This is a genomic window from Citrobacter sp. RHBSTW-01013 (genome assembly GCF_013781985.1).
GTDB classification, from domain to species: Bacteria; Pseudomonadota; Gammaproteobacteria; order Enterobacterales; family Enterobacteriaceae; genus Citrobacter; species Citrobacter braakii.
Genome location: NZ_CP056185.1, coordinates 4378171 through 4399534 on the forward strand (window position 1 = coordinate 4378171; position 21364 = coordinate 4399534).

The following is a 21364-nucleotide window of genomic DNA, read 5'->3' on the forward strand; positions in this document are numbered from 1 at the left end:
CGGCAACAGGCCGTGCAAGTTGAATACGAAAAATTGCGGCTATTTTACCCATCAACGGGGGGGAGGCAATCAGTGTTTACACAGGAGCCGCTCCAGTTCACTTAATGACGCTACGGTCCAGGTCGGCTGAATGCCCGCTGGCTGCTCGCGGTGGTGCGTATTTAGCCAGCAGGTGGATAGCCCGGCGTTAATGCCGCCAAGAATATCGGACTCTGCGGTGTCGCCCACCATCAGTACGCGAGAACGCTCAGGATTGCCCGCCTGCTCCAGCGCATGGTCAAAAATACGGGGATCGGGTTTTGCCACGCCAACCTGCTCAGAAATCACCAGCAGGTCGAAATAGTCGCGCAGCCCCGTCCGCTCAAGGCGGATTTGCTGCAACGCCGTAAAGCCGTTAGTAATAATACCGATTTTTGTTTTATCACGAATCGCATTGAGCAGAGAAACCGCCCCTGGCAACGGCGAGCAGATCTCCGCCATCGCATTGATAAAGGCGTCATTAAGCTGGCCTGGCTCAACCTTCAGGCGCTCAGCCCAGCTCTGAAAACGAGCGTGCTGGAGTTGTAATGAGGTTATCGCACCGTTTTGATAATCCACCCACAGCGGTTTATTTACGGCCTGGTAGTCCTGAAAATCTTCAGCGGTAAAGGTAATGCTATAGTCGAGAAACATCCGCTGTAAGCCGGTAAACGAGTCAAACGTAAACAGCGTTTCGTCGGCATCAAAGAAAATCCAGTCCCACTTCTTCATCATTACACCTTGTCTTACATGCTGATTGGCAATGCCATTATAATGGCGTCTTCATGACCATCGGCCGTCGGATAGTAATTGCGCCGGATCGTCGCCTCGTTAAAGCCCAGGCTTTCGTACAGCGCGATAGCGGCAGCATTTGAGGCGCGTACTTCAAGCCACAGTGTCAAAATGCCACGCTTTTCCAGCTCATCGATCAGGTATTCCAGTAGCTCACGCCCCAGGCCCCGGCGCTGAAAGTCAGGATCGACGGCAATATTGAACAGCGTAGCTTCATCCAGCACGACCTGTGTAATCGCAAAGGCGGCCATTACGTCGTCAACCCTCAACTGAAAATTGAGGTAGCGATCGCCCTGGTTGCTGGCAAATGTTTTTTCACTCCACGGAAAAGCGTGAGCGCGTTTTTCAATCTGAAATGCTGCAGGTAAATCAGTCGGTTCGAGGGAAGAAATCGTGTTCATATGCGCAGATTTGTTGCCATAACGCGGCGCGGGCCGCGGGGTTTTCCCGTAATTCATTAAAGGCAGGACTCTCGACCTGAGCGCCCTCCAGCAGCAGCGGCTCTTCGGTTCCCAGCCGCCAGCTATTACAGCGACTGCCCTGCGGCAGCATGGCGACACGGTCAGGCGTCAGTTGTAAAACCTGATCCGGGCTGACGGTTAATGCGCGTAAAATATCGCTCATCAACGGTTCGGTTAGTGCGGGTAATTGTGCAGCAACCATCACCAAACGGACGTGCGCAGGAATTGAAATCGCGATCTCGCCCTGCAGTGCGCCGGGACGACGCAATGACCACTGCGTAATGCCCAGTTGCTGTAACTGCCAGTCTCGTCGGGATGTCATAGCGAAACACTCCTGTCTATCAGGGGCGCAAATATAGCAAATTTGTCGAATCCGTGCCATCAAACAACTATAATCCCCCGCTGTACAATTTAAGGAGCACTCCATGTCTGCTTTTACCCCGGCAAGTGAAGTCTTGCTGCGCCACAGTGATGATTTCGAACAAAGCCGTATTCTGTTTGCCGGTGATTTGCAGGATGACCTGCCTGCCCATTTTGAATGCGCCGCCAGCCGTGCGCACACTCAGCAGCTTCACCACTGGCAGGTGCTTAACCGCCAGATGGGCGACAACGTTCGCTTTAGCCTCGTCGCCCAGACCGATGACGTTGCCGATAGCGATACGCTGATCTACTACTGGCCGAAGAATAAGCCGGAAGCCCAGTTCCAGTTGATGAACATTCTGTCACTGTTACCGGTGGGCACCGATATTTTTGTTGTTGGTGAGAACCGCAGCGGCGTACGTAGCGCAGAGCAGATGCTGGCCGAATACGCACCGCTGAACAAAGTCGACAGCGCGCGTCGCTGTGGCCTGTACCATGGTCGTCTGGAAAAACAGCCGGTCTTTGATGCAGAAAAATACTGGGATGAATACCAGACCGAAAATCTGACCATCAAAACGCTGCCGGGCGTATTCAGCCGTGACGGCCTGGATGTTGGCAGCCAACTGCTGCTCTCCACGCTGACGCCGCACACCAAAGGCAAAGTTCTGGATGTCGGCTGCGGTGCAGGTGTACTCTCCGTCGCCTTAGCCAGCCACTCGCCAAAAGTGCGCTTAACCCTGTGCGATGTTAGTGCCGCCGCCGTTGAAGCCAGCCGCGCAACGCTTGCTGCCAACGGTATTGAAGGAGACGTAATCGCCAGTAACGTCTTTTCTGACGTGACGGGTCGCTTTGATATGATCATCTCCAACCCACCTTTCCACGATGGAATGCAGACCAGCCTCGATGCCGCGCAAACGCTGATTCGCGGTGCAGTGCGCCACCTCAACAGCGGCGGTGAACTGCGTATCGTGGCGAACGCCTTCCTGCCTTATCCGAAGGTACTGGATGAAGTGTTTGGCTTCCACGAAGTTATCGCGCAGACCGGTCGCTTCAAGGTCTATCGCACCATCATGACGCGTCAGGCGAAGAAGTAGAACGGTCATCCCATGCCGGATAAGGTGCCTGCACCGCCATCCGGCAGGGTTTGCGAAATGCGGGGTGGCACTTCGTTTACACGGCCTGCGTTTAGCGCCCATTTTTACATCAATTAAGCGCGTCCAGGGCAATTAACTATTGACGAAAAGTTGAAAACCACTAGAATGCGCCTCCGTGGTAACGATACTTTTTTGAGTGTCGATGGTATGCGAAGGTGGCGGAATTGGTAGACGCGCTAGCTTCAGGTGTTAGTGTCCTTTCGGACGTGGGGGTTCAAGTCCCCCCCCTCGCACCATAATCCACGTTGATATTGCTCGCACTGGGCGAAGGTGGCGGAATTGGTAGACGCGCTAGCTTCAGGTGTTAGTGTCCTTAGGATGTGGGGGTTCGAGTCCCCCCCCTCGCACCAACGAGGCGATATCAAAAAATAAGATGACTGTGCGAAGGTGGCGGAATTGGTAGACGCGCTAGCTTCAGGTGTTAGTGTCCTTAGGATGTGGGGGTTCGAGTCCCCCCCCTCGCACCAATTATCTTATTTCCCTCTCGATTTTCTTCCCTGTTTTGTTCATCCCTGATTCCCGTTCATCATCACCAGAACAATGCCGCCGATCAGCGCCGCACATGAAGGCAACAGGACAAAATGCCGCAAACGCTTGTGGTACAGCATGAGTGAAGTCAACAGTAATCCTAATACAATCATCGCCTTCCATACGTAGACCGACAGGTCGCTAAATGCCATCCCGGCAATCAGTATTCCCGGCAGCAGAACACCCCATCCACTGCCCAGCGTACGTTGCAACATGGTACCACCTATGACATTGATAATGATAACCAATATCATATGATAAATTTTCTCATTTGTCAGCTGGGAGGCACTATCAATTATATGAGTTTTACTTAACGATTGATGACATGAATAATTTAAGGTGATAAATTGCTCGCCGGTTAGCTTTTCAACTAAAAACAATAAAAACCTCTGCGAATGATACCCCGTTCGTTATTTGTTTTATTTACCAACACACCTTCGTACATTGCAGATAACTAACAATATTTACCTATGACAGTACAATCCTGGCGAGCTCTGCGCACCAAAAAATACCAACTCTCTTTACGATTGTTTCTGCTGCTCAACGCAGTCTCCGCACTGTTTACGCTTTTTTTTCCCCTGTTTGCCGTCAAAGCGTTGTCAGTACCGGCGTTGCTGATTCTCGTGATGAGTACATTGTTGCTGGCATGGCATAGGAAATATGTGGATAAAAGAATTAATCTTCCTTTTATTTCAATCGTTTTTGGTTTGCTATGGGCATTACATATTTTCCTGAAATATAACGCACTGGGTCATAATGATTATTATTTTCTATTAATCGCGCTTCTCAGCGTGCTGTTTATTGGATCTATCGCTTTTGCCAATAATATCATCGCGTTTACGCTTCACTCATTGCCTTCCGTCGCCGTCTGTTTATGGCTGAATGGCAGCGAGCATGGTTTGCGAATTTTCTATTTTATGGCGCTGCCCATGGCCGGGATAGCCATCCAGCATGTGATACAAAAGCGCTACGATGGCTTCGCCCAGCAGCTGATGTACAAACTGCTGGAAGAACGGGAGACCCTGAACGGGCTCAGCATGCTCGACCCGCTAACCGGTTTGTACAATCGCCGGGGGCTGCAACACCGACTCGATACGCTGTTGGCCTTGAGCAACGCGAAGCACTACGTCTTGCTGCTGGATATCGACCATTTCAAAGCCTATAACGATCACTACGGTCATATGATGGGAGATCAGGCGCTGATCCGCGTCTCTGCCGCGATTCGTGACTCCGTGCGCTCCCGGGACGTGGTGGCGCGCTTTGGTGGGGAAGAGTTTATGGTTTTGCTGACCGCGGTCGATCCCCAGCAGGCCCAGGCTGCCGCCGAACGTATTCGCCAGAAGGTGTACGACCTTAAAATTCCTCACATGTTTAACGAGAGCGTGGCAACCAACGTAACCGTGAGTATTGGTATTGCGCCTCTGGTCGAGCAGGATATTGATGCCGCTGTTGCCCGAGCGGATAAAGCCCTTTATGAGGCCAAGAGCCTTGGGCGCAACAGTACGCTGGTCAGCGATGACCTGCGGGTAAACTGCCCTTCTGCCTGAGCTATCTGTGCGGTGGCGCCCGGGATGGCGACAAAGATCTTGCCATCGCTCAATGTCAATTATAGGATTAGCAATCATTATCATTAAGATTAACATCCTTATATCGACATGGCTTATCGTTCCGCACCGATCGTTGAAGATGTCATCTGGCGTAGCCCTCTGCCTGCAAAGATACCCTCGCTGGCTGCTGCCGTACGCGCAACGATAGCCAACACCCGTGAGCACCTGCTGGACTTCATTCGTCTTGACGAAACGCCCGTGCCAGGTGCGATGACGCTACATGAATGGACGCAATCAACGACGCTAAGTTCATTGCTGGCTGTCTATTCAGACCATATTTATCGCAATCAGCCCACGCTGCCACGCGAAAATAAGCCGCTGATTTCTCTCTGGGCGCAGTGGTATATCGGCCTGATGATGCCTCCGCTCATGGTGGCCCTGCTGACGCAAAAAGAGGCCATCGACGTCTCTCCTGAACACATGCACGTAGAATTCCACGAAACAGGCCGTGCTGCCTGCTTCTGGATCGACGTGCATCAGGATCACCAGGTCACGGCCCAGTCTCCTCAGCAACGCATGGAAACACTGATTCTCTCGGCGCTGACGCCGGTTGTGCAGGCGCTGGAAGCGACAGGCGAGATCAATGCGAAGCTTATCTGGAGCAACACCGGATATTTAATTCACTGGTATTTAACGGAAATGAAGCCGTTATTAGGTGAAGAACTGCTGACCACTCTGCGCCAGACCTGCTTTTTTGAGAAGCAACTCTCCTGCGGTCAGGATAATCCCCTGTGGCGTACCGTTGTTCTGCGCGAGGGACTGTTAGTGCGCAGAACCTGCTGCCAGCGCTATCGCCTGCCCGATGTCCAGCAATGCGGTGACTGCACGCTGAAGTAAGCGAGGAGCCGTAGCCCCTCGCCCGTCAGTTATGCAACCTGCTGATTTTCTTCTTCTATACGCTGTGCTTCTTCTTTTTCCTGCGCTAATAGCTGCTTTTCGTAAACCTTAAAGAATGGGAAGTAGATGACGGCAGACACCAGTGCCAGCAGGACAACCAGAATGGCCGCACGATAATCCCAGCCTAACGCCCATGCCGCGCCAACCGGTGCCGGGGCCGTCCAGGGAACCACTGAAATCACCCGCCCAATTAAATCCAGCTTCATCGCCGCCCAGGCCAGCACTGCGTTCACCATAGGGGCCAGCAGGAAGGGAATAAAGAACACTGGGTTCATGACAATCGGCGTACCGAAAATCACCGGTTCGTTAATATTAAAAATGCTCGGGACAACGCTCAAACGCCCGATCGATCGCAGATGGGCCGAGCGGCTACGCAGATAGCAAATCACCAGCCCCATCGTCGCGCCGGAACCTCCAACCACAATAAAGAACGTCCAGAACGCTTCCATAAAGATATGCGGTAAAGGCGCGCCCTGCGCCAGCGCCGACTGGTTCATCCCGAGATTGGTGAGCCAGAACATTTGCAGCATTCCCGACACAATTGCCGCGCCATGAATACCCGCAAACCACAGCAGATGGCCGATCAGCACCGCCAGCAGTATCGCTGGCAGAGAATCCGCTGCAGACACCAGTGGTTTAAAGATGGCCATGATGGCCTGCGGGATCAGCATGTCAAACTGCGACTGAATCACCAGACTCAGCGGGTACAGCGTCAGCACCACCACCAGCACAGGGATCAGCAGATCGAAGGAGTTTTTGATCATCGGCGGCACCTGATCGGGTAAACGAATGCCGATGTTGTGCGCCTTCAGGAAGCGCATCATTTCAACGCAGTAAATAGCCACCAGGATGGCAGTGAAAATCCCCGTACCGCCCAGGCTATCAACCGGCATAGTGCCTTTGGTTTTCGGTGCAGCAATCAGCAAAAAAGCCATGATCGATAGCATCGCGCACATGAAGGGATCTAGCTGATGCGACTTCACATAGTGCTTGCCCAGGTTATAAGCGATAGCCGCACATATGTAGACTGACATGATCCCCATCGTCATATCAAACGGTGTGAGGATTTGGCCTTCAAACTGTTTCGCCATATCCAGCCACGCACGTGCAAACCCCCAGGTGGTATCCGGCGAAAAAGGTGGATAGGCGAAAACCAGCAGAAACGAGCCTACGATCATAAAGGGCATCGCCGAAATAAACCCATCACGGATAGCCATCACATGACGTTGTGAAGAGATGCGCCCGGCAACAGGGCTGACGTAATTTTCAACGAAGCGGAAAATCACATTAAACACAGCATGATTAGTAGACATAGCCGTTCTCCAGTTGTGCAAAACCCTGCAACCGTGCTGGTATCAACACCACCACGTAAAGCCCATTACTACTTTTCGCAACCGTGCCGGGAGGAACGCCAGCGCTACTGCATTTTGAGTTCAGTTTCATAGATGGCTCTTATTATGTGATACAGAGGAAGTGACAACTTCAGTATTAATCGCCATTTGAGCATTCTGCAACCGGTTACTGTAACCGGTTTCTTTGATTGTGAAGACGATCGAAAAACTGCCAATGTTGCCATGTTGTTACATTAAAATATTTACAGCGAGCTTGCCCCTATGACAAATTACGCCATGCGGTTTTCTGCTGGATGGAGCTGCCTGTAGGCGATTTGGAGAGAAGAATGAGTTTGCAATCTGTACGCCAATTTTTAGCGCAATATGCACCAGATATTGAGATTATCGAATTAGATCAGAGCACAGCTACCGTCGATCTGGCAGCGAAAGCCCATAACGTCGAACCTGGCCAGATCGCGAAAACGCTTTCGCTGAAGGTCAAGAACGACATTATTCTGGTCGTCGCCAAAGGTGATGCCCGACTGGATAACAAAAAGCTAAAGAGCACTTTCGGTGCCAAAGCCCGTATGTTGAGTAGCGATGAAGTAGTGAACGCGACGGGCCATCCCGTTGGCGGCGTTTGCCCTTTCGGACTGGAAACGCCGATTTCGGTGTACTGCGATGTTTCGTTGAAGCATTACGCTGAAGTGCTTCCCGCCGCAGGCGCCATCCACAGCGCCGTTCGTATCACGCCAGAAAGGATGGCTGAGCTGACTTCCGCCACCTGGGTGGATGTGTGTCAGGGATGATTCACGTTCCGTGCCGATAACGAAACCCGGCACGAAACGATCTAACATTACCCGTTAAGAAGCCGCCTGTAGAAAAGGTGCAGGTTCACCTGCACGCAGGTACAGCAGGATATCTGCAGCATCCAGCAGTCCGGCATCTGAGCTCACGCCCAGCTTGGACATCACATTAAATTTATGTGCCCGAATGGTTTTAATATTCCTCTCTAACTGAGCAGCGATCTGCGGCATTGAATAGCCATTCGACATAAAGCGCAGTATTTCTCGTTCTGTTGGACTGAGCATACGGCTTTGATTGATATACCAATGGTTTTTAAAACCTTCGGTTCCCCGGTTGGGACCGTTCAATACTGTAAATAACGCGTCCTGTAGTACCGTTAATGAAGAAGATTTGCTCACAACGCCATCTAACGGCAAAGGTGACAAAGAGCCGATTAATCGTGCTTCAGCGTCATCATCAGCAATCACCACCCGGCGAATACGCGGAAAATTTACCGCCAGTTCCGTCAGATAAGCTAACCCGGCCCTGCGATCGGTTCTGATTGCCGAGAGGGAGAAAATAACCGCCGAAAACGACGTTTTTAACATCACCTGACTAAATGCAGGCTGGCTCGAAAAGATATGAAGTTCGTATTGGTTATCCGGCATGGTATTAAACAGGCTCTTAATACCGACGCTACTCATCGCGCACTTCTCTACCAGCGCAACGTTTCTTTTGATGCTTCGGCTTTCCATTCCGTGGTTTCTCCATAAACTGAAGGTAAATTCAATTCTCGCGATCCTTGAGAACTGTTTATCCAGGCGTACATTTCTGCATTGCTATGTATCGACAAGCGGCGCATAGCACTGTTCTTTTGGGCGCTAATCGTTTTATTGCTTTTCTTCAGCAATGTCGCAATCTGATTAATTCCCCAACCTTTTCCCAGGAGTCTCAGCACTTTCCTCTCCGAGAGGGTAAGTACAATTGAGCGGGCGCTATGGTCTGCTAATTCTGGCATCACGGGCGGAGAGAGCAGCGACTTGCTAATTCTCTCGGCACGGCTATTTCCTGCGTGAATAACATTCACCAAACTTTCAATCGTCTCGGCATCAGATAACAGCGAACTGACAGGACACATCAGCAATTCAATGGCCAGCGGATAAAAAACACGAGAAACGAGAAATACCCAGTGAATATCGCGGTATTGAGATAATAAAGAATAATACTGTTCGCAGACTGAACGTGGATGATTACAGTCTCCGGATAAATCAGCAATCACCAAATCGGCACAACGCAGCTGCAGCAACGTCAATTCTTCGACGGAGCGGCAGTAGGTAAGTTCATAATCAGCGAACTGCCCCTGCATTACACCTTTAAGTCCGGTTTGTACGATCGGTAATTTACTAATAATAATTGCGTTTTTGCAGCGTCCTGGCAACATATCTCCTCCACACTCACCAGTCCGTATTCGCACTTATTAAAAATCCCCTGATAAATTAAAAGTATTAATTAACAGGAAACCCTAAACAATAGACGAGGTGAATTGTTTATCCTTGGCTTTTATTTATAAACAAAGTTATACCGCTACAATCCCAGTAGCATCAAACTATTGAACCATCATGCCAATAATTACTCATGAATACACTCTTTGTACAATTAAAAGAACTACAATAGATCGTTAGCGTTGCTTACGTATTTTCCATCCTGATAAATAACACTACATTTTCATAAGCGCTGTCTTTATTGATAAGCAAGTGAGGTGTGCAAACGCATCAGACGTACGATCTGCATCTTTTTTCGACGCAAAGCTTGATCTTAGCCAGAGCCAACAGGATCATGCTTCATGATAAAAAGAAGACATCCGCCACGCAAAGAGATCCTTTTCAGTCAGAGCGAGTCATGCAAACAGAGCAGTCGTCACAGCGAACGGTTACACGGTTATGTATTCAATGCGGTCTTTTTTTACTTCAGCATGGGGCAGAAAGTGCGCTGGTTGACGAGCTATCCACCCGCCTCGGGCTAGCGCTTGGCATGGATAGCGTAGAAAGCGCTATCTCCTCTAACGCCATCGTCCTGACCACCATTAAAGACGGGCAGTGCCTGACTTCAACGCGAAAAAATCAGGATCGCGGAATTAACATGCACGTCGTGACGGAGGTGCAGCACATCGTTATTCTGGCGGAACACAAACTGCTGGATGTTAAAGGCGTTGAGAAACGCTTTAGCCAGATTAAGCCGCTGCGCTATCCAAGATGGTTGGTCGCCTTTATGGTCGGCTTGTCCTGCGCCTGCTTTTGTAAACTCAATAATGGCGGATGGGATGGCGCGGTGATCACCTTTTTCGCCAGTATGGTGGCAATGTATATTCGCCAGATTCTGGCGTCCCGGCATTTGCACCCGCAAATCAACTTCTGCATTACTGCGTTTGTGGCAACCTCGATTTCTGGTCTGCTGCTGACGTTGCCGACGTTTAACCACACTCCAACCATCGCCATGGCCGCCAGCGTGCTGCTGTTGGTTCCGGGTTTTCCGTTGATCAACTCCGTCGCGGATATGTTTAAGGGACACATTAATACTGGGCTCGCTCGCTGGGCTATTGCCAGTCTGCTGACGCTGGCGACCTGCATTGGCGTAGTCATGTCGATGACCTTATGGGGGCTGCGCGGATGGGCGTGATCGATTTCATTTTGGCGCTAATGCAGGACATGATCCTGTCGGCAATCCCGGCGCTTGGCTTTGCCATGGTATTTAACGTACCACATCGGGCGCTCCCCTGGTGCGCGTTACTCGGCGCACTCGGCCACGGTTCACGAATGGTGATGATGAGCGCAGGATTTAATATCGAATGGTCAACCTTTATGGCGTCGCTACTGGTGGGCTGCATTGGGATCCAGTGGTCACGCTGGTATCTGGCGCATCCGAAAGTCTTCACCGTTGCGGCAGTAATCCCCATGTTCCCTGGGATCTCTGCCTATACCGCCATGATCTCGGCGGTAAAAATCGGCCATTTTGGTTACAGCGAAGCGCTGATGATCACGCTGTTGACCAATTTCCTGAAAGCCTCATCGATTGTCGGAGCGCTCTCCATCGGGCTATCCGTACCGGGATTATGGCTGTATCGCAAACGCCCGCGCGTTTAGCGGCACGCTTTGTTAGCTCCTCACAGAGAGGGGAATCGCCCCCTCTTCTGCTGCTCTCCTTCTTCTCTGTGTTACTATAAAAGCAGTCCCCTTCTCGGTTGTTGTTCAGTATTGAGAAACATTATGCCCAGCAAAATTTTGACGCCGGACGTCACTAGCATTGACGCCTTACTACACGATCACCACACGGTGCTGGCCAGGTCTGCGGGCGGCGCCGTAGCCGTATTCGCCAATAACGCGCCAGCATTTTACGCGGTGACGCCTGCACGACTGGCCGAGTTGTTGGCGCTTGAAGAGAAGCTGTCACGCCCGGGAAGCGATGTGACGCTGGATGCACAATTTTATGAAGAGCCGCAAACCGCTCCTGTTGTCGTGCCAATGGGGAAATTTGCGATGTACGCTGACTGGCAGCCCGATGCCGACTTTCAGCGCCAGGCCGCTCTGTGGGGCGTGGCGTTAAGAGAACCGGTCACCGCCGAGGAACTGGCCTCATTTGTCGCCTACTGGCAGGCCGAAGGCAAAGTCTTTCACCATATTCAGTGGCAGCAAAAACTGGCACGCAGCATCCAGATTGGCCGGGCCAGCAATGGCGGAATGCCGAAGCGCGATGTGAACAGTGTCAGCGAGCCTGACAACCATATTCCACCGGGTTTTAGAGGATAACGATGAAAAACGTTGGCGACCTGATGAAACGTCTGCAAAAAATGATGCCGGCTAATGTCGAGCCAGCCTTTAAAACGGGCGAGGAGCTGCTGGCATGGCAAAAAGAGCAAGGTGAAATTCGCGCCGCAGCGCTGGCCCGTGAAAACCGAGCCATGAAAATGCAGCGCACATTCAACCGTTCCGGTATTCGTCCACTGCATCAGAACTGTTCGTTCGATAACTATCGGGTGGAATGCGAAGGTCAGATGAACGCCCTGAGCAAAGCTCGCCAGTACGTTGAAGAGTTTGACGGCAACATCGCCAGCTTTATTTTCTCTGGCAAGCCCGGCACCGGCAAAAACCATCTGGCCGCTGCTATCTGCAACGAACTGCTGCTGCGCGGCAAGTCGGTGCTGATTATCACCGTTGCGGACATTATGTCAGCCATGAAAGATACCTTCAGCAACCGTGAAACCAGCGAAGAACAGCTGCTGAACGATCTCAGCAATGTCGATTTGCTGGTGATCGACGAAATCGGCGTGCAGACCGAATCCCGCTATGAAAAGGTGATCATCAACCAGATCGTCGATCGTCGCTCGTCCTCTAAACGGCCAACCGGTATGCTGACCAACCTGACCATGGATGAAATGAATAAACTTCTCGGCGAACGGGTCATGGATCGTATGCGCTTAGGCAATAGCTTATGGGTAAACTTCAACTGGGAAAGCTACCGTAGTCGGGTAACCGGTAAAGAGTATTAACGTATTAGGACCACTCCTAAGACTGCCGGCGCTATACTGCGCTGAAAAGGCATAACACGAGTTGCATATAATGATGAAAACAACCAAACGTCTGCTGTGCTGTGCGCTTGCCGCCAGCACGCTCATCTCGACCAGCGTTTTCGCCGCCTCCTGGCAGGATTCGCTCTCCAGCGCGGCCAGCGAACTGAGCAAACAAAGCTCCGGCTCGCAGGGCGGCTCGTCGCTCTCTTCCCTGACCAGTCTACTGAATGGCAGCAATCAGTCGCTGACCTCCAGCAGCATGAATAACGCCGCCGGGATCCTGGAATATTGCGCGAAACAGAAACTGGCCTCGGTCACCGACACGCAGAACGTCAAAAACCAGGTGCTGGATAAACTGGGCCTCAGTGCTCCGGAGCAGAAACAAGACACCAACTATATGGACGGCATTCAGGGGCTGCTCAACGCCAAAGATGGTCAACAACTGGACCTGAACACAATTGGCAACAGCTCGCTGGCGAAGCAGGTAAAAACCAAGGCCTGCGATCTGGTGTTAAAACAGGGTATGAACTTCATTTCCTGACGCACGACATGCCGCGTATATCCTGCGCGGCATCAACCTGCTCCCCATAAAATTCACACGTCAAATAATCAGTAAATCCCCGCAAAAAACACGCATATCTAAACCAATTCTGAATAACAACGTAATTTAATGTCACTACAATTGCAGCAATGCAACATCGCTATTACATTGTGCTTTCCCAAAATCATTAGCCTGCCTGGCGTTTGCCCGGTTAACTGAGGATCGATCGTTGTCAGAACTCATCTCCATCACTCTGTTTCTCGCTTCAGTGCTGATTTACGCCTGGAAAGCGGGTCGCAATACCTGGTGGTTTGCTGCCACGTTAACGGTGCTGGGGATTTTTATTGTCTTGAATATCACGCTGTATGCCAGTGACTATTTCACCGGCGACGGTATCAATGACGCGGTTCTGTACACGCTGACCAACAGCCTGACCGGCGCGGGAATTGGAAAATATATCTTACCTGGTGTCGGGATTGCGCTGGTCCTGACGACCGTTTTTGTCGCTCTCGGCTGGATTCTGCGCCGCCGTCGCCATCATCCGCATCATGTGGGTTACAGTCTGCTGGCCCTGCTGCTGGCGCTGGCCTCCGTAGATGCCAGCCCGGCGTTTCACCAGATAACCGAACTGGTAAAGTCGCAGTCGCGCGATGGCGATCCGGATTTCCCAACCTATTATAAAGAGCCGTCAAAAACGATTCCCAACCCGAAGCTGAATCTGGTTTATATCTATGGAGAAAGCCTCGAGCGCACCTATTTTAACAACGACGCGTTCCCGGATCTGACCCCGGAACTCGGTGCGTTGAAAAACGAAGGTCTGGATTTCAGCAATACCATGCAACTGCCGGGTACCGATTACACCATCGCTGGCATGGTCGCCTCCCAGTGCGGTATTCCGCTGTTTGCGCCGTTTGAAGGCAACGCCTCGGCGTCGGTCTCCAGCTTCTTCCCCAACAATATCTGTCTGGGTGATATCCTGAAAAACTCCGGCTATCAAAACTACTTTGTGCAGGGAGCCAACCTGCGCTTTGCCGGCAAAGACGTGTTCCTGAAATCTCACGGTTTTGATCATCTCTACGGTGCGGAAGAGTTAAAAAGCGTGGTTGCGGACCCGGCCTATCGCAACGACTGGGGCTTCTACGACGATACCGTGCTGGATGAAGCATGGAAAAAATTCGAAGAGCTTTCGCGTTCGGGCCAGCGCTTTTCACTGTTTACGCTGACTGTGGATACCCATCATCCAGATGGATTTATCTCACGTAGCTGCAACCGTAAACGTTATGACATCGACGGGAAGGCCAACCAATCCTTCAGCGCGGTCAGCTGCAGCCAGGAAAACATTGCCGAATTTATCAATAAGATTAAAGCCTCACCGTGGTTCAAAGATACCGTTATCGTGGTTTCTTCCGATCATCTGGCGATGAACAACACCGCATGGAAGTATCTGAACAAGCAGGATCGCAACAACCTGTTCTTCGTGCTGCGCGGCGACCAGCCACAGCAGGACACGCTGGCGGTGAAGCGTAACACGATGGATAACGGGGCAACGGTACTGGATATTCTCGGTGGCGATAACTTTATCGGTCTTGGCCGCAGCAGTTTGTCGAGCGAATCCGTGTCTGAAGTGTTCCTGAACATCAAAGAAAAAATGCTGGCGTGGAAGCCCGATATCATCCGCCTGTGGAATTTCCCGAAAGAGATGAAAGAGTTCACCGTCGACCAGGACAAAAACATGATCTCTTTCTCCGGCAGCCATTTCCGCCTGCCGTTGTTGCTGCGCGTATCGGACAAACGCGTCGAGCCGCTGCCGGAAAGCGAATACTCGGCCCCGCTGCGCTTCCAACTGGCAGATTTCGCGCCGCGAGATAACTTTGTCTGGGTTGATCGCTGCTACAAAATGGCGCAGCTATGGGCCCCGGAGTTGGCGCTCTCCACCGACTGGTGCGTATCGCAAGGCCAGTTAGGCGGACAGCAAATCGTGCAGCACGTCGACAAAGCCAAATGGAAAAGTAAAACCGTGTTTAAAGACACGGTGATCGACATGGAGCGCTACAAAGGTAACGTTGATACGCTGAAAATTGTCGATAACGACATTCGCTACAAAGCCGACAGCTTCGTCTTCAACGTGGCGGGCGCGCCGGAAGAGGTTAAACAGTTTAGCGGCATATCACGCCCCGAATCCTGGGGGCGCTGGTCCAATGCGCAGCTCAGCAAAGAGGTGACCATCGAGTACAAGGCCCCGCTGCCGAAGAAATTCGATCTGGTCATCACCGCGAAAGCCTTCGGCGACAATGCCAATCGTCCTATTCCCGTGCGCGTTGGCCACGAGGAACAGACGCTGGTGTTAGGCCATGATGTCACTACCACTACCTTGCATTTTGATAACCCGGCAGATGCCGATACGCTGGTGATTGTCCCACCCGATCCGGTCGCCACCAACGAGGGCAATATTCTCGGCCACTCGCCGCGTAAGCTGGGGATCGGGATGGTTGAAATCAAAGTGGTCGCTCAGGGCTCGTAACATGAAATGGCTGATGGCGCTTCGCTTATCAGTCTTACAGCTAGCCGCATTTATTGTCTGAAAAAAAAACAGCGCCCAACACCACACCGGGCGCTGCATGGCAACCTTATTCCAGACTTTTCACTGCCTGGCGCATACCCTGCACCAGAATCATTTCCAGGTTTGCCGTCACCTGCCCGGCAAGCCCGGGCAGCAACGTCAAATCTTCACCCCAGTGCGCCGCATCGCCGAGCACAGTATCCACCAGTTCACGCAGCGTTAAATCTTTGCCAACTCGCGGCCACAGACTGGCATACAGGCTAACCCACTGCTCATCATCCTGTATCGGATAGCGTTCTCCCTCCCGCTCTGCGCGATAAAACGCCAGCAGCGCCGCGAGGGCGAACGTTAACCGCACGGGCCAGCGCCCATTTTGCTGGCCCGCCAGCAGTTGCGGCAAAATTCGGGTACGGAATTTGGTCATCCCGTTAAGCGCAATGGAAAGCAACTGGTGACGAATGTAGGGATTTTGAAAACGCCCGCTCACCGCGTCGGCAAATTCACGCAGTTCATCCGCCGGGAGATCCAATACCGGTATAATTTCCTCGCTAATCGCCCGCTCGATAAAGTGACGGACATCGGCATCCTGCATCGCTTCGCCGACGGTCTCCAGACCACACAACCAGGCCACCGGCACCAACGCCGTATGCGCGCCATTGAGAATGGCGACCTTACGCTCTTTGTACGGTTTGATATCGCTCACTACCCGAATGTTCAGCGGGCACTGCGCCAGCTTCAGCTCCTCGGCCAGCCACTGCGGCCCCTGAATCACAAACAGGTAAAAATGCTCCGCGGTATCGAGAAACGCATCGTGATAGCCAAGCGTAGCTTCCAGCGCGGCGGCTTCTTCTCGCGGGTAGCCGGTGACAATGCGGTCGACCAGCGTGGAACAGAAGGTGTTTGCCGTCGCCACCCAGTCGGCAAACGCCGGGGGAAGCTGCCACTCCTGCGCATACTGCAGTACCAGCGTTTTGAGCGCCTCACCGTTATAGTCGATAAGCTCGCACGGGATAATGACCCAGCCCTTATCCACTGCACCCTCAAAATGATTAAAACGCTCCAGCAGCAGACGCGTCAGTTTAGCCGGAAAGCTTACCGGTGGCGCATCATCGACCCGGTCTGCCGCGTGATAGCTAATTCCGGCTTCGGTGGTATTCGAAAACACAAAGCGAATATCCGCATTGTGGGCCAGCGCCAGATACGCCGCGAAGTCCTGATACGGATTGATTTCGTTATTCACCGAACGGATCAGCCGCGCCTCGCTCACCGCTTCGCCCTGCGCGTTTAGCCCGCGAATAAGCGTGGTGTACAACCCATCCTGGGTATTCAGCGACGGTGGAAAATCGCTATTGATCGGGCGAACGATGGTCACGCCAGCGTTCAGAAAGGTTTGCTCGTTGAGGATATCCAGTTGCCAGTCGATAAACGCTCGCAGGAAATTCCCTTCACCAAACTGGATCACGCGCGTTGGGTAACTGGCACCCGGAAAATCACGTCGATTCAATGTCTTCATCGCATTTCCCCTCTCAGAACGTGATCACGCCTTTAATCAGCTCACGGTTGTTAATCACATCCCGTTCGTAGATTTCTGCCAGTGTGGCAAACGCGTAACGGTGCGTGAGCATCATGTCGGCGGTCAGTTTGCCTTCCGACATCAGGCGGCCCACTTTGGCGAAATCTTCCGGTGTGGCGTTGCGACTGCCCATCATGGTGGTCTCTTTCTTGTGGAACTCCGGATCGGAGAACTGCAAATCGCCTTTGAATAGCCCAACGAAAACAATGCTGCCGCCATGGCGAATCAAATTCACCGTGTTGTTCATCGCATGCTGATTGCCCGTGGCATCAATGACCTTTTGCGCCAGCGAACCACCAAACTGGTCACGCAACTGCGCATCAAAATCTTCAGCAGACGGATCAATAACCGGGAGCCCCAACCGGGAAACCACATGCTCCCGGCGAGCCGGACTGGTATCGGCGACCACCACCTGTGCGCCATCGGCTTTGGCAATCGCCGCCGCGCCCAGACCAATCGGACCGGCACCGACCACCAGCACCTGCTCACCCGGAGCCACTGCCGCCCGGCGTACCGCATGCGCGCTAATGGCATAAGGCTCAATCAGCGCCGCCGCCTGCGGATCAATTCCCTGCGCATCCAACAGGTTGGTGACCGGTACGGACAGGTATTCGCTGAAGCCGCCATCCTGATGCACGCCAATCACCGAAATCTTCTCGCAGCAGTTAGTGCGCCCGCTCAGACAGGCCGGACACTGCTGGCAGGCCACGTAAGGAATAACCGCCACCTGCTGACCATTTTTCAGATTCTGTATATTTTTGCCCAGCCCGACAATTTCCCCACATATTTCATGACCCAGTACACGTGGATAGCTGAAAAATGGCTGATTGCCACCCCAGGCATGAATATCGGTACCGCAAATCCCGACTGATTTAATTTTTATTAATGCTTCACCCTCACCCGGAATAGGTATTTCACGCTCTTTCCAGACTAATTTTTTAGGTTCCTGGCAAATCAACGTATTCATCGTAGACATGATTCTGCTCTCCTGTTTTTTTGTTGCCTCAGATATCAACGAAAATAAAAAAGCCGGAGAAAGCAGAAACACAATCTGTGAATCCCAGCGCATAAAAATGTTTTAAATCGGGTTTTAATACGCAAAAAGGAGAAGCCATGAGCCGTTCACAGAACTTACGCCACAATGTGATTAACCAGATAATCGATGATATGGCGCGTGGTCATATCCCTTCCCCCCTCCCGTCGCAAAGCGCGCTGGCGGAGATGTACAACATCAGCCGCACCACCGTGCGCCATATGCTGAGCCACTTAGGCGAGTGCGGCGTGCTGACCCAGGTCGGCAGCCACTATGTCATCGTACGTAAACCCGACCATGACGACGGTTTTGCCTGTACCACCGCCTCCATGACTGAGCAAAACCGGATTTTTGAGCAGGCTTTTTTCACCATGATCAACCAGCGTCAGCTACGCGCAGGCGAGAGTTTCTCCGAACTACAGCTTGCCAGAGCTGCAGGGGTCAGCCCGGTGGTGGTGAGAGAATATCTTTTAAAATTCGAACGTTACAATCTGATCAAAAACGAAAAACGCGGCCATTGGAGCATGAAGCAGTTCGATCAGGCCTATGCGGAACAGCTGTTTGAACTCAGAGAGATGCTGGAAACCCATTCCCTGCAGCATTTTCTCAATCTGCCCGACGATGACCCGCGCTGGCTGCAGGCTAAAACACTGCTTGAGCGCCACCGGGTCCTGCGCGACAGCATCGGCAGCAGCTTTCGTATGTTCTCGCAGTTAGACCGTGAGTTTCATGCTTTACTGCTCTCCGCAGCAGATAATATATTTTTTAATCAATCACTTGAAATCATCTCCGTGATTTTCCACTTTCATTATCAGTGGGATGAAAGCGACCTCAAGCAGCGCAATATCATTGCCATTGATGAGCATATGACCATCCTCAGCGCACTGATTTGCCGCAGCGACCTGGATGCCACCCTGGCGCTCTGTAACCATTTGAATTCAGCCAAACAATCGATGATTCGCTCCATCAACCAAAGCCATAGCGCCGCTCATTAAGTACCGATAAAAAACAGCAAACCATTACCGGGAGCACGATTTTATAAAAATAAAAACGCCGGAAAAATACCGCTTGCCTATGCTCACGCTAAGTCGACTGCATTAAAAACTTTTGTGAGCGGTGATGAGCAAATTGATTCATCACTGGTATTTTTTCAATACTGCACAGCCCGGCTGTGTGAAAATAAATTATTGAGGTTCAGGAGTCCGGCGTGGAAAAAAATAATATTACCCTCGACCCGAGTTCTTCGTTTGGCACGTCGTCATCTGCGGATATTAACGTTCCGCCTGAGGGCATGGTGCAACGCAGTAGCCGAATAAAACGTATTCAGACCACAGCAATGATTTTATTATTTTTTGCTGCGGTGATTAATTATCTCGACCGCAGTTCACTGTCGGTCGCCAACTTAACGATTCGTGAAGAACTGGGGCTGAGCGCCACGCAAATCGGCGTACTGCTGTCAGTGTTTTCTCTCGCTTACGGTATTGCACAGCTGCCCTGCGGCCCGCTGCTGGATCGCAAAGGTCCGCGCATTATGCTGGGGCTGGGGATGTTCTTCTGGTCGCTGTTTCAGGCGATGTCTGGCATGGTTCACAGCTTCACTCAGTTTGTTCTCGTGCGTATCGGGATGGGGATCGGCGAAGCGCCCATGAACCCGTGCGGCGTAAAGGTCATCAACGACTGGTTTAACATCAAAGAGCGCGGTCGCCCAATGGGGTTATTCAACGCCGCTTCCACCATCGGTGTTGCCATTAGCCCGCCGATTCTGGCTGCCATGATGCTGGTGATGGGCTGGCGTTGGATGTTTATTACCATCGGCGTGCTGGGTATTTTCCTCGCCATCGGCTGGTACATGTTGTATCGCAACCGCGAGCAGATTGCGCTGAGCGCTACTGAACAAGCGTATCTGAACGCCGGTAGCGTCAATGCCCGCCGCGATCCGCTGAGCTTTGCCGAATGGCGCAGCCTGTTCCGCAACCGCACTATGTGGGGCATGATGCTGGGCTTTAGCGGCATCAACTACACCGCGTGGTTATATCTGGCGTGGCTGCCAGGCTACCTGCAAACCTCCTACAACCTGGATTTAAAAAGCACCGGATTAATGGCGGCGATCCCATTCTTGTTTGGCGCAGCCGGCATGTTAATTAACGGTTTTGTCACCGACTGGCTGGTGAAAGGCGGTATGGCACCGATTAAGAGCCGTAAGATTTGTATTATCGCCGGGATGTTCTGTTCTGCGGCCTTCACTTTCATCGTACCGCAGGCCACAACGTCGATGGCCGCCGTCTTACTGATCGGTATGGCGCTGTTCTGTATCCACTTCGCCGGCACCTCGTGCTGGGGCCTGATCCACGTAGCCGTCGCCTCACGCATGACCGCCTCCGTGGGCAGTATCCAGAACTTTGCCAGCTTTATCTGCGCGTCGTTTGCACCAATCGTCACCGGATTTATTGTTGATACCACCAACTCTTTCCGTCTGGCGCTAATCATTTGTGGCTGCGTCACCATGGTGGGAGCCCTCGCCTACATCTTCCTGGTGCGCCAACCCATCAGCGATCCGCGTAAAGATTAATCCTCATGATGCCCGATAGCACCGCGCTTATCGGGCATGTTATGCTCGACAAATGAACATCACCTTACGCTCCACCACTCTGGCAGAAACTGCCGCTCTTCCCGCCATCGAACGATCTGCGGGGCAACGTTTTTTACTCATCCCCGAACTGGCGTGGATTGCTGACGACCAGACTATATCGGCTGACCAGCATCGGGCATTTGTCGCTGCTGGCATGAGCTGGCTGGCGCAGGTCGACGAGCATCCGGTCGGTTTTTTAGTTGCCGAAACGCTGGGGTCATCGCTGTTTATTGCTGAACTTTCACTGCATCTGGAGTGGCAGGGAAAAGGTATTGGTCGCAGATTGATTGGCTATGTTGCCGAACAGGCGCGCGAGAAAGGTTATACATCGCTCACGCTGACCACCTTTCGCGATGTGCCGTGGAATGCGCCATTGTACTCACGATTGGGGTTTGAAATGCTGGCTGACGAGACGCTTCCTGCACTGCTGCGCCAGAAAAGAGAAGACGAAGCGGCGCACGGGCAGACGTACGAACTACGCTGCGCCATGCGCCTGATGCTGCGTTAATTGCCCACGGGCGGCTACGCCT

The 21364-nt window shown here is 52.2% G+C and carries 23 protein-coding genes and 3 tRNA genes; 16 read left to right on the plus strand and 10 right to left on the minus strand.

Annotated elements, in window-relative coordinates; genetic code table 11:
- Positions 1–69: 69 nt before the first annotated feature.
- Genes yjjG through holD form a run of 3 tightly spaced genes read right to left on the minus strand, consistent with a single transcriptional unit; the run spans position 70 to position 1593 of the window.
- Positions 70–750, minus strand: a complete 681-nt coding sequence (yjjG, locus tag HV350_RS20980; RefSeq protein ID WP_016151600.1) for a pyrimidine 5'-nucleotidase — start codon at positions 748–750, stop codon at positions 70–72.
- A gap of 14 nt (positions 751–764) precedes the next feature.
- Complete coding sequence (gene rimI / locus HV350_RS20985; RefSeq protein ID WP_005123887.1) at positions 765–1211, minus strand: ribosomal protein S18-alanine N-acetyltransferase; 447 nt, start codon at positions 1209–1211, stop codon at positions 765–767.
- Positions 1180–1593, minus strand: a complete 414-nt coding sequence (gene holD, locus HV350_RS20990) for a DNA polymerase III subunit psi (protein WP_003837254.1) — start codon at positions 1591–1593, stop codon at positions 1180–1182. The genes rimI and holD overlap by 32 nt, the downstream gene beginning before the upstream one ends.
- Before the next feature lie 103 nt (positions 1594–1696).
- Here holD and rsmC point away from each other — a divergent pair, with 103 nt between their 5' ends.
- From rsmC to HV350_RS21010, 4 genes are all read left to right on the plus strand, one after another.
- Positions 1697–2725, plus strand: a complete 1029-nt coding sequence (rsmC, locus tag HV350_RS20995; RefSeq protein ID WP_047358379.1) for a 16S rRNA (guanine(1207)-N(2))-methyltransferase RsmC — start codon at positions 1697–1699, stop codon at positions 2723–2725.
- Positions 2726–2934: 209 nt separating this feature from the next.
- Positions 2935–3021 (plus strand) — tRNA-Leu (locus HV350_RS21000).
- 28 nt (positions 3022–3049) lie between these two features.
- Positions 3050–3135 (plus strand) — tRNA-Leu (locus tag HV350_RS21005).
- A 31-nt stretch (positions 3136–3166) separates the two neighbouring features.
- Positions 3167–3252, plus strand: a tRNA-Leu gene (locus HV350_RS21010).
- Positions 3253–3291: 39 nt separating this feature from the next.
- Here HV350_RS21010 and HV350_RS21015 read toward each other — a convergent pair.
- Positions 3292–3567, minus strand: a complete 276-nt coding sequence (locus tag HV350_RS21015; RefSeq protein ID WP_019078313.1) for a DUF1435 domain-containing protein — start codon at positions 3565–3567, stop codon at positions 3292–3294.
- A 216-nt stretch (positions 3568–3783) separates the two neighbouring features.
- On the opposite strand from HV350_RS21015, the gene HV350_RS21020 reads away from it, so the two are divergent.
- Together HV350_RS21020 and fhuF are read left to right on the plus strand one after the other, a co-directional pair.
- The gene (locus tag HV350_RS21020; protein WP_049282559.1) at positions 3784–4860 is read left to right on the plus strand and encodes a GGDEF domain-containing protein; all 1077 of its coding nucleotides are present in this window, start codon (positions 3784–3786) and stop codon (positions 4858–4860) included.
- Positions 4861–4968: 108 nt separating this feature from the next.
- Entirely contained in the window at positions 4969–5757 is a 789-nt protein-coding gene (fhuF, locus tag HV350_RS21025; RefSeq protein WP_181629258.1) for a siderophore-iron reductase FhuF, read from the plus strand.
- 29 nt (positions 5758–5786) lie between these two features.
- Here the strand turns inward: fhuF and HV350_RS21030 are convergent, their stop codons facing one another.
- Both HV350_RS21030 and HV350_RS21035 read right to left on the minus strand, forming a co-directional pair.
- The gene (locus HV350_RS21030; protein WP_016151595.1) at positions 5787–7130 is read right to left on the minus strand and encodes a PTS sugar transporter subunit IIC; all 1344 of its coding nucleotides are present in this window, start codon (positions 7128–7130) and stop codon (positions 5787–5789) included.
- Complete coding sequence (locus tag HV350_RS21035) at positions 7120–7260, minus strand: hypothetical protein (protein WP_181629260.1); 141 nt, start codon at positions 7258–7260, stop codon at positions 7120–7122. The genes HV350_RS21030 and HV350_RS21035 overlap by 11 nt, the downstream gene beginning before the upstream one ends.
- 235 nt (positions 7261–7495) lie before the next feature.
- Between HV350_RS21035 and HV350_RS21040 the strand changes: the two genes are divergently transcribed.
- A complete protein-coding gene (locus HV350_RS21040) occupies positions 7496–7957 on the plus strand; it encodes a YbaK/EbsC family protein (protein ID WP_016151593.1) in 462 nt (153 codons plus the stop codon).
- Between the two features lie 54 nt (positions 7958–8011).
- Here the strand turns inward: HV350_RS21040 and bglJ are convergent, their stop codons facing one another.
- The gene (gene bglJ / locus HV350_RS21045; protein WP_181629261.1) at positions 8012–8689 is read right to left on the minus strand and encodes a DNA-binding transcriptional activator BglJ; all 678 of its coding nucleotides are present in this window, start codon (positions 8687–8689) and stop codon (positions 8012–8014) included.
- Complete coding sequence (locus HV350_RS21050) at positions 8650–9375, minus strand: response regulator transcription factor (RefSeq protein WP_016151591.1); 726 nt, start codon at positions 9373–9375, stop codon at positions 8650–8652. Before HV350_RS21050 ends, bglJ begins: the two co-directional genes overlap by 40 nt.
- A gap of 458 nt (positions 9376–9833) precedes the next feature.
- Here HV350_RS21050 and HV350_RS21055 point away from each other — a divergent pair, with 458 nt between their 5' ends.
- From HV350_RS21055 to opgB, 6 genes are all read left to right on the plus strand, one after another.
- On the plus strand, positions 9834–10610 hold the full coding sequence (locus tag HV350_RS21055; RefSeq protein WP_016155624.1) for a threonine/serine exporter ThrE family protein: 777 nt from the start codon (positions 9834–9836) through the stop codon (positions 10608–10610).
- Positions 10601–11074 (plus strand): threonine/serine exporter, encoded by a 474-nt coding sequence (locus HV350_RS21060; protein WP_016151589.1) that lies wholly within the window; start codon positions 10601–10603, stop codon positions 11072–11074. Before HV350_RS21055 ends, HV350_RS21060 begins: the two co-directional genes overlap by 10 nt.
- Before the next feature lie 123 nt (positions 11075–11197).
- Positions 11198–11737 carry a primosomal protein DnaT gene (dnaT, locus tag HV350_RS21065; RefSeq protein ID WP_016151588.1) on the plus strand — a complete coding sequence of 180 codons (540 nt, stop codon included), beginning with the start codon at positions 11198–11200 and terminating at the stop codon, positions 11735–11737.
- A gap of 2 nt (positions 11738–11739) precedes the next feature.
- Entirely contained in the window at positions 11740–12477 is a 738-nt protein-coding gene (dnaC, locus tag HV350_RS21070; protein ID WP_101700348.1) for a DNA replication protein DnaC, read from the plus strand.
- A gap of 70 nt (positions 12478–12547) precedes the next feature.
- On the plus strand, positions 12548–13039 hold the full coding sequence (locus HV350_RS21075) for a DUF2501 domain-containing protein (RefSeq protein WP_016151586.1): 492 nt from the start codon (positions 12548–12550) through the stop codon (positions 13037–13039).
- Between the two features lie 229 nt (positions 13040–13268).
- Positions 13269–15560: a phosphatidylglycerol--membrane-oligosaccharide glycerophosphotransferase gene (opgB, locus tag HV350_RS21080; RefSeq protein ID WP_103928885.1), complete on the plus strand. Its 2292-nt coding sequence runs from the start codon at positions 13269–13271 to the stop codon at positions 15558–15560.
- A gap of 106 nt (positions 15561–15666) precedes the next feature.
- Here opgB and HV350_RS21085 read toward each other — a convergent pair whose 3' ends face one another.
- Complete coding sequence (locus HV350_RS21085) at positions 15667–17112, minus strand: tagaturonate reductase (protein WP_149382298.1); 1446 nt, start codon at positions 17110–17112, stop codon at positions 15667–15669.
- A 13-nt stretch (positions 17113–17125) separates the two neighbouring features.
- Complete coding sequence (locus HV350_RS21090) at positions 17126–18148, minus strand: zinc-binding alcohol dehydrogenase family protein (protein WP_019078308.1); 1023 nt, start codon at positions 18146–18148, stop codon at positions 17126–17128.
- A gap of 137 nt (positions 18149–18285) precedes the next feature.
- Here HV350_RS21090 and HV350_RS21095 point away from each other — a divergent pair, with 137 nt between their 5' ends.
- The 3 genes from HV350_RS21095 (at position 18286) to HV350_RS21105 (ending at position 21342) form a co-directional block, all read left to right on the plus strand.
- The gene (locus tag HV350_RS21095) at positions 18286–19200 is read left to right on the plus strand and encodes a GntR family transcriptional regulator (RefSeq protein ID WP_016151582.1); all 915 of its coding nucleotides are present in this window, start codon (positions 18286–18288) and stop codon (positions 19198–19200) included.
- Between the two features lie 212 nt (positions 19201–19412).
- Complete coding sequence (locus HV350_RS21100) at positions 19413–20774, plus strand: MFS transporter (protein ID WP_016155619.1); 1362 nt, start codon at positions 19413–19415, stop codon at positions 20772–20774.
- A gap of 52 nt (positions 20775–20826) precedes the next feature.
- Positions 20827–21342 (plus strand): GNAT family N-acetyltransferase, encoded by a 516-nt coding sequence (locus HV350_RS21105; RefSeq protein ID WP_151222972.1) that lies wholly within the window; start codon positions 20827–20829, stop codon positions 21340–21342.
- Positions 21343–21364 lie beyond the last annotated feature (22 nt).

Excerpts from the sequence above, each read along its gene's own strand:
- yjjG (WP_016151600.1), bottom strand. The coding sequence starts at position 750 with ATGAAGAAGTGGGACTGGATTTTCTTTGATGCCGACGAAACGCTGTTT.
- rimI (WP_005123887.1), bottom strand. The coding sequence starts at position 1,211 with ATGAACACGATTTCTTCCCTCGAACCGACTGATTTACCTGCAGCATTT.
- holD (WP_003837254.1), bottom strand. The coding sequence starts at position 1,593 with ATGACATCCCGACGAGACTGGCAGTTACAGCAACTGGGCATTACGCAG.
- rsmC (WP_047358379.1), top strand. The coding sequence starts at position 1,697 with ATGTCTGCTTTTACCCCGGCAAGTGAAGTCTTGCTGCGCCACAGTGAT.
- HV350_RS21015 (WP_019078313.1), bottom strand. The coding sequence starts at position 3,567 with ATGATATTGGTTATCATTATCAATGTCATAGGTGGTACCATGTTGCAA.
- HV350_RS21020 (WP_049282559.1), top strand. The coding sequence starts at position 3,784 with ATGACAGTACAATCCTGGCGAGCTCTGCGCACCAAAAAATACCAACTC.
- fhuF (WP_181629258.1), top strand. The coding sequence starts at position 4,969 with ATGGCTTATCGTTCCGCACCGATCGTTGAAGATGTCATCTGGCGTAGC.
- HV350_RS21030 (WP_016151595.1), bottom strand. The coding sequence starts at position 7,130 with ATGTCTACTAATCATGCTGTGTTTAATGTGATTTTCCGCTTCGTTGAA.
- HV350_RS21035 (WP_181629260.1), bottom strand. The coding sequence starts at position 7,260 with ATGAAACTGAACTCAAAATGCAGTAGCGCTGGCGTTCCTCCCGGCACG.
- HV350_RS21040 (WP_016151593.1), top strand. The coding sequence starts at position 7,496 with ATGAGTTTGCAATCTGTACGCCAATTTTTAGCGCAATATGCACCAGAT.
- bglJ (WP_181629261.1), bottom strand. The coding sequence starts at position 8,689 with ATGGAAAGCCGAAGCATCAAAAGAAACGTTGCGCTGGTAGAGAAGTGC.
- HV350_RS21050 (WP_016151591.1), bottom strand. The coding sequence starts at position 9,375 with ATGTTGCCAGGACGCTGCAAAAACGCAATTATTATTAGTAAATTACCG.
- HV350_RS21055 (WP_016155624.1), top strand. The coding sequence starts at position 9,834 with ATGCAAACAGAGCAGTCGTCACAGCGAACGGTTACACGGTTATGTATT.
- HV350_RS21060 (WP_016151589.1), top strand. The coding sequence starts at position 10,601 with ATGGGCGTGATCGATTTCATTTTGGCGCTAATGCAGGACATGATCCTG.
- dnaT (WP_016151588.1), top strand. The coding sequence starts at position 11,198 with ATGCCCAGCAAAATTTTGACGCCGGACGTCACTAGCATTGACGCCTTA.
- dnaC (WP_101700348.1), top strand. The coding sequence starts at position 11,740 with ATGAAAAACGTTGGCGACCTGATGAAACGTCTGCAAAAAATGATGCCG.
- HV350_RS21075 (WP_016151586.1), top strand. The coding sequence starts at position 12,548 with ATGATGAAAACAACCAAACGTCTGCTGTGCTGTGCGCTTGCCGCCAGC.
- HV350_RS21085 (WP_149382298.1), bottom strand. The coding sequence starts at position 17,112 with ATGAAGACATTGAATCGACGTGATTTTCCGGGTGCCAGTTACCCAACG.
- HV350_RS21090 (WP_019078308.1), bottom strand. The coding sequence starts at position 18,148 with ATGTCTACGATGAATACGTTGATTTGCCAGGAACCTAAAAAATTAGTC.
- HV350_RS21095 (WP_016151582.1), top strand. The coding sequence starts at position 18,286 with ATGAGCCGTTCACAGAACTTACGCCACAATGTGATTAACCAGATAATC.
- HV350_RS21105 (WP_151222972.1), top strand. The coding sequence starts at position 20,827 with ATGAACATCACCTTACGCTCCACCACTCTGGCAGAAACTGCCGCTCTT.